Raw genomic sequence first — 6,748 nt, 5'->3', positions numbered from 1 at the left:
CAATGAACTACATCCCCAAAGGGGATAAAGTGGAGGAGCCGTATGCGATGACCCGCACGTACGGATCTGTGAGAGGCGCATGAAATATTTTCATGCGCCTACTCTATTTGACCCGAAAACCTAAAGATTCCGCTGCTAGCAGTTCCCATTCACGCTTAAGTAAAGAAAACATACTGGTGGTATGATATGAGTTGTTTTGAAACAAATAATCACGCAATTCCCCTTCTTTTTTAAAACCTAACTTTTCAAGAAGATTACTTGAAGCCTCGTTTTCTAAGTAAACAACGGCCCCTATGCGGTTTAATCCCAATTCTAGATAGCTATACCGCAAAACCTCTTTGATTGCTTCTGAAGTATAGCCTTCCCTCCAATAGGAGGGATGTATTTCATAGCCAATTTCAGCTTTTTTATTTTTTAGCTGTAATCCATTTAGACCTAATGTACCGATAAATTTGTTATTTTCCTTGAGGACGATTCCCCAGCGCATGGAACGTTTTTCGTAAAAATTCTTCCGAAACATGTCAATTAACTTTTTTGCTTCTTCGATTGAGGTGAAAGTATCTGTCCCGTAATATCTGGTTACCTCATCTAATGATAAAATTTCAAATAAACTTAAAGCATGAATAGGAGTAATTTCAATTAGTTTTAATCGTTCTGTTTCTAAGGTTGGAAATAACACAGTAACACCTCGTTATAAATAGGTAATAAACTTTTTGTAAAAAAAGAGGATAATTTATCTATTCTAAGTGTATATGAGATGTATACTAAAAGGAAAGAAATATTATCTAGTTTGTTTTGAGGTGTACAAATGAAAATTGAGAAATATACAAAATTAATTGGAAATGAATTATTGCCCAATATCCAATTATCAACCGAAGGTCCATTTGATCCAATTATTGTAAAAAATTTCTCGAATACCTGGCAAACAATTGGGAGCGGGAATTATGCAGGGGTATTTTTACATCGGTCGAACCCCAATTGGGTTGTAAAGGTGTATGGAAGAAACCCTGAGGACTTAAAAAAAGAAGTTGAAGTATATAAGAAGCTAGGGAATCATCCATCCTTTTCTTCATTAATTGACTATGGAGATAATTATTTAATTTTAAGAAGGATTGATGGCGTTAATTTGTTCAATGCAGTAGTGAAAGGAATCCGAATCCCTGAGTCTGTTATTCACGATGTAGATGAGGGGATTGGGTATGCAAGGTCGGTTGGACTAAATCCCTTTGATGTACACGGAAAAAATGTTGTGATGAGTAATGGGAGAGGGTATATAGTAGATGTATCAGATTTTTATAAGCAGGGTAAATGCCGAAAGTGGGATGACCTAAAAAATGCTTATTACAAAATTTATCTGCCTTTTATTTATAAATATAATATTCCTATACCTTTCTTTATCGTTAACAGTGTCAGAAAAGGGTATCGTTTGTTTAGAAAAATAAAAAAGGGAAGTATATAAAATTATATATTTCCCTTTTTAGTTTACTTATTGATTTTCATTTTGAAATTTTACCATGAATTCACTAAACGCTTTACATGTTTCATATGGGACAGCGTTGTAGGTAGAGGCGCGGCAGCCTCCAACAGAGCGGTGGCCATTTACACCGATAAATCCTTCATTCTTTGCTTCAGCTAAGAATTTCTTCTCTAATTCTTCATCCTTCACTCGGAAAGTAATATTCATAAGTGAGCGGCTTTCGACTTCGGCATGACCAATATAGAATCCATTGCTTTGATCGATTGCGTCATAAATGAGTTTTGCTTTTTCTTCGTTTCGTTTGGTTAATTCATTAATTCCGCCTGTTTCTTTTATCCAGTTCAAAACTTCGCCAAGCATATAAATTCCGAATGTTGGCGGTGTGTTATATAAAGAGTTGTTTTTTGAATGGGTGCTATACTTTAGCATAGTCGGAATGTTAGGATTCGCTTTTTCAAGCAGATCCTTGCGAATGATTGCTACTGTAACACCAGAAGGACCAAGATTCTTTTGGGCGCCGGCATAAATTAATGAAAATTTGCTGACATCAATAGGCTTGGATAAGATATCACTGGACATATCCGCAATCAATGGTACATCACCTGTATCTGGGAAGTCCTTCCATTGTGTCCCGTATATCGTATTATTTGATGTGAGATGAATATAGGCATCTGTCGGATTGTATTTCAACTCGTCAAATTGAGGGACACGGCGATATTGTCCTTCTTTCGTAGAGGCAGCATGATAAGCCTCCCCAAATAGTTTTGCTTCAGAATATGCTTTTTCAGACCATGACCCGGACATGATATATCCTGCTTTTTCTCCTGGTTTCAAAAAGTTCATGGGAACCATTGAAAATTGGAGACTTCCTCCTCCTTGGAGAAACAGGACCTCGTAATTTTCCGGAATAGATAACAATTCTTTTAGAAGTGCAATGGCGTTGTTATGTACTTCTTCATAGGCTGCACTACGATGGCTTAGCTCCATGACTGACATACCTGTGCCACGAAAATCGATAAGTTCCTTTTGAGCTTTCTCAAGAACTGCTAACGGAAGGGCAGATGGACCTGCATTAAAGTTATAGGCACGCTGGACAAGTGTATTCATTTTTTCACTCCCATTTTTCATTTATTAGAATATAACATATTTTCTTACATTTTAAATCAACTAAATCTAAGTGAAGACGTTTACATTTAAAAAAATTTAAAATATATATAATTTTAGCTGCAATCCCTGTTAAAAAATATAAATAGAGTTCAGATTTTCACAAAGAATTTAGCTAAAAAACAGTAGAAAATGTGTGTTTTTTAAATTTTAATAGAGAAATTGAGTAAGTAATTATTCGGAAAATAAAAAACATTATGAATATATTGACAAGTATTTTGTGCGACTGTAGAATTACAGTTAGTTAAAGGGAGTGCTTTTTTTCATGATTTTTACCGGTAAAATCGTGAAAAATAGAAATGTAAAATTTTAGTTTACGTAAAAACTGAAATTTTAGCTGTTGCTGCTTGCGGGCCACAAGCAGAGCAGAGGAATTTTTCTTTAATTTAATGAAAACGATTACAAAAAAGTTTTTTGGAAACTGAAAAAACAAATACAAGGGGGATAAAAAATGGCAAAAAATATCAGTAGAAATATGCTCAAATTTTTGGTCGTCATTCTAGCTTTCCAAGATGTTGCAGCAGGAGTAGCAGGATCGATTATGGCCGACATTATTAAGGCATTTCCAGATTATGATCCCACCATTGTCATGTTGGTAGCTACTTTCCCAGGTCTCATACAAATCGTTCCTGCACTTTTTTATGGAAAACTAACAAAAGTGTTTAAAAAGAAAACATTGCTATTTATCGGGTTAACTTTATTTATTGTCGGTGGGACACTGCCAACATTTATCGATAATCTGCCATTGATTATAGCAATGAGAGGCCTTTTAGGACTTGGTGTTGGTATTACAATGCCGTTGTCTATTGATGTAATAACTGATTTCTTTGACGGCAGGGAAAGAGATTTCTTAATTGGTTTTGGGACTTCCACGATTGCATGTATTGGAGCGATTTTCTTCCAATTAGGCGGAGGAATTTTAGCAGATGCCTTTGGCTGGCAATATGGATTCCTTACTTACCTTTTCCCAATATGGATACTGGCTTTGACCATGTTATATCTTCCTGAACCTGAGAAGAAACAGGTATTAGAAGCAACTGGCTCAAAGGCTAAGGTCAAGCTTCCTAAGGCAATCTATTGGGTATGTTTAGGACAGGTAATGTTTTCTGCATTAATTTTTGGTTATGTAACAAACATTTCTGTTGTTATTCAAGGTGATAAATTAGGCAGTGCAACGGAGGCTGGTTTGGCAATCTCAATATTTACTTTCGGGACACTGCTAGCTGGGTTTGTTTTTGGAAAAGTAAAACATACACTTCCAAACTTCTACCTTCCAGTTGGGGTTTTTGTGACGGGGTTAGGGATGGTCATTTGTTATTTTTCTCCCAACTTAACAATGATTTTTATCGGCAGTGTCATCGGCGGTGCTGGGATGGGAATAGGACTTCCTGGAGTATTTACCAAAGTCTCAGAACTTACTCCTGTTGGTGCTCCTCCTCAAGTAGGGTTAGTCGTAGTGGGCCAAGGATTAGGCGGTATCTTAGGACCATTTGGATTTCAAGTGATCCTAAATATTTTTAATCAAGATATTGGCCGTTTCCCAATAGCAATTAGTTCTGTTGGATTAATTCTTTTAGCTCTAATTTGGGCGGTAACCGTTATGAAACCGAAAAAGGATTTAGAGGTTACCGTAAATTCATAAAGTTCCTTATTAAATTGAAGACACCTCATTCTTTTGGCTGGCTGAATGGTTACATTCACTACAACATAGAAAGGGGTGTCTCCTGTTATGAAGGAAACATATAGTTATAGATGGCGCACTATGACTGGTGCCAGACTCACGGAATAGAGGGGGGAAATACGTTGGATACTCGTTTAAAAGTAATAAGAAAATCACCATTCCAGAAGTTAACCGTATTTGCTTCGGCCTTAGCATTATTATCAGGATGTTCATATAAAAACTTTATGGAGCAGGAAGTAAAAGCAGAAACTAACAAGACCACTGTAAAGAATGAAAACGGGAAGCAAAAAGAGGGAGAAGACTCTCCAAAACCAAATATCGTGTATATTGTTTTAGATGATTCAGGGTATTCAGACCTCGGAAGCTATGGATCAGAAATCCAAACACCAAACTTAGATATGTTAGCGGAGAACGGGCTTCGCTACAACAATTCTCATGTTACACCAGTTTGTTCTCCAACACGTGCTGCGTTGCTGACGGGGCGTAACCCTCATGATATTGGAATGGCAACGGTAGCCAATTTTGATATGGGACCAGAATATCCGAATAAACGGGGACGGATCAATCCTGAAGCGGGCACAATCGCGGAGGTACTAAAGGAAGAAGGATATAATAGCTATGCATTGGGGAAATGGCATTTATCTCCATCCCACCAGGCAACTCCTGCGGGTCCGTATGAAAATTGGCCGCTCGGTAAGGGCTTTGACCGTTTTTACGGAATCTTGGAAGATTCCAGTGATCAGTATAAGCCAGAGCTTGTTCAAGATAATAGTTTTATTGATGTGCCGGAAAAGGAAAACTATCATTTTTCAGAGGACATTGTAGATAAAGCCAATCAGTATGTTACTGACCAAGCCTCTATTAGTCCAGAAAAGCCTTTCTTCCTGTATCTAGCCTTCGGCGCTCAACACCAGCCGGTTCAGGTTCCTCAGGAATACATCGATAAGTACAAAGGAGTCTACGACAAAGGCTGGGATAAAATCCGTGAAGAAAGGTTCAACAAGCAAACGGAACTAGGCATTATACCAAATAATTCAGTCTTAGCGCCGCTTAACCCAGGGGTAAAACCTTGGGACCAGCTTACAGATGATGAGAAAAGAGCTTTTGCTCGTCTGCAAGAAACGTATGCAGGTTTTTTAACACATACTGATGAGCAAATTGGCCGTTTTATTGAAAATTTAGAATTTGTCGGTGAACTAGATAATACTATGATAGTCTTTTTATCCGATAACGGTGCGAGTGCTATGGGGAAAGCCACTGGTTCAATCAATCATACACTAGCATACAACGATTTGCCGGAAACTATAAACGATATCGTCGAAAATATTGATAATTTTGGTACTGACAAAACAAAAGCCGAATTCCCGGCTGGCTGGGCACAGGTTAGTAACACTCCGTTTAAATTATATAAATCAACGATGTATGAAGCAGGAACGAAAACCCCAATGATTGTCTATTACCCGAAAGCAATCAAAGAGAAAGGGGCTATCCGCGATCAGTATGTACATGTTAGTGATATCACACCTACTGTTTACGATTTAGCGGGAATCGAGCTGCCAAAAGAAATAAAGGGAGTAAAGCAAATTCCGCTTCACGGTGAGAGTTTTTCGGATACATTAAGCAATAGTCAAGCTGCAGGAAAAGATACACAATATTACGAGAACAACGGACAGCGGGCCATTTACCATGACGGCTGGAAAGCGATTGCTCTTCATACAAAGGGACAGCCATATGAAAATGACGTTTGGCAGATCTACCATTTAGCAGAAGATCCTACGGAATCAAACAACCTAGCTGCAAAGTATCCAGAAAAGTTAAAAGAACTTCAGAAGTTATGGGACCACGAAGCAAAGAAATATGATGTTCTCCCAATGACAGACATCATGGGGGATGGATTCTTAGTAATGCCTAGTGATTCTAATCGCAACCGTAACACCTTTACCTTCTATCCAGGCATGTCATTGCTGCCAGAAGGTGCTTCACCATTTATCATAAACCGTCACTATTCGATTACAGTTCCGATTAATCGGGAAGAATCGGATGAAGGTGTCCTGCTAGCATTAGGAAACTATGAGAGCGGCTATACACTTTATATTAAAGATAATAAACTAGTTTATGAGTATAACGTTGGGACAAATGTTTATCGGATTGAATCAGAAGCTCCTATTGGCCAATCCACGATCAAGTATGAGTTTAAACCTGCTGCTACCCCTCATAAAGGTATTGGCAGTCTCTTTATTAATGGGAAAGAGGCGGGAAGTGTAACAATCGATCAAACTCATAAATTTAAAATAAGTTTTGAAGGATTGGACATCGGCAGAGATACTCATTATCCAGTGAGTCCGGTCTATGAAAATGAAGGGAATTTTGAGTTTTCAGGCGAGCTTGAAAAAGTAGTTTACGAACTAAAATAGAATAGAAACATG

5 protein-coding genes are annotated in these 6,748 nt (G+C 37.9%); 3 read left to right on the top strand and 2 right to left on the bottom strand.

Going from position 1 to position 6,748, the window contains the following annotated elements; translation table 11 throughout:
- Nucleotides 1-103 precede the first annotated feature (103 nt).
- Nucleotides 104-679: a GNAT family N-acetyltransferase gene (locus ACIQAA_RS17975; protein ID WP_402621982.1), complete on the bottom strand. Its 576-nt coding sequence runs from the start codon at nt 677-679 to the stop codon at nt 104-106.
- A gap of 129 nt (nt 680-808) precedes the next feature.
- Between ACIQAA_RS17975 and ACIQAA_RS17970 the strand changes: the two genes are divergently transcribed.
- On the top strand, nt 809-1,459 hold the full coding sequence (locus ACIQAA_RS17970; protein WP_402621981.1) for a protein kinase family protein: 651 nt from the start codon (nt 809-811) through the stop codon (nt 1,457-1,459).
- A gap of 27 nt (nt 1,460-1,486) precedes the next feature.
- Here the strand turns inward: ACIQAA_RS17970 and serC are convergent, their stop codons facing one another.
- The gene (serC, locus tag ACIQAA_RS17965) at nt 1,487-2,584 is read right to left on the bottom strand and encodes a 3-phosphoserine/phosphohydroxythreonine transaminase (RefSeq protein WP_402621979.1); all 1,098 of its coding nucleotides are present in this window, start codon (nt 2,582-2,584) and stop codon (nt 1,487-1,489) included.
- Nucleotides 2,585-3,092: 508 nt separating this feature from the next.
- On the opposite strand from serC, the gene ACIQAA_RS17960 reads away from it, so the two are divergent.
- The gene (locus ACIQAA_RS17960; RefSeq protein WP_402621977.1) at nt 3,093-4,283 is read left to right on the top strand and encodes an MFS transporter; all 1,191 of its coding nucleotides are present in this window, start codon (nt 3,093-3,095) and stop codon (nt 4,281-4,283) included.
- Nucleotides 4,284-4,444: 161 nt separating this feature from the next.
- A complete protein-coding gene (locus ACIQAA_RS17955; RefSeq protein ID WP_402621975.1) occupies nt 4,445-6,736 on the top strand; it encodes a sulfatase family protein in 2,292 nt (763 codons plus the stop codon).
- Nucleotides 6,737-6,748 lie beyond the last annotated feature (12 nt).

The sequence above is a fragment of the Neobacillus sp. NPDC093182 genome (assembly GCF_044754045.1).
The sequence above is the reverse complement of the archived record's forward strand: the minus strand, read 5'-3'. Positions and strand labels throughout refer to the sequence as shown.

What these genes read in the sequence shown, in the direction of transcription:
- ACIQAA_RS17970 (WP_402621981.1), top strand. Translation starts at nt 809, where the DNA reads ATGAAAATTGAGAAATATACAAAATTAATTGGAAATGAATTATTGCCC.
- serC (WP_402621979.1), bottom strand. Translation starts at nt 2,584, where the DNA reads ATGAATACACTTGTCCAGCGTGCCTATAACTTTAATGCAGGTCCATCT.
- ACIQAA_RS17960 (WP_402621977.1), top strand. Translation starts at nt 3,093, where the DNA reads ATGGCAAAAAATATCAGTAGAAATATGCTCAAATTTTTGGTCGTCATT.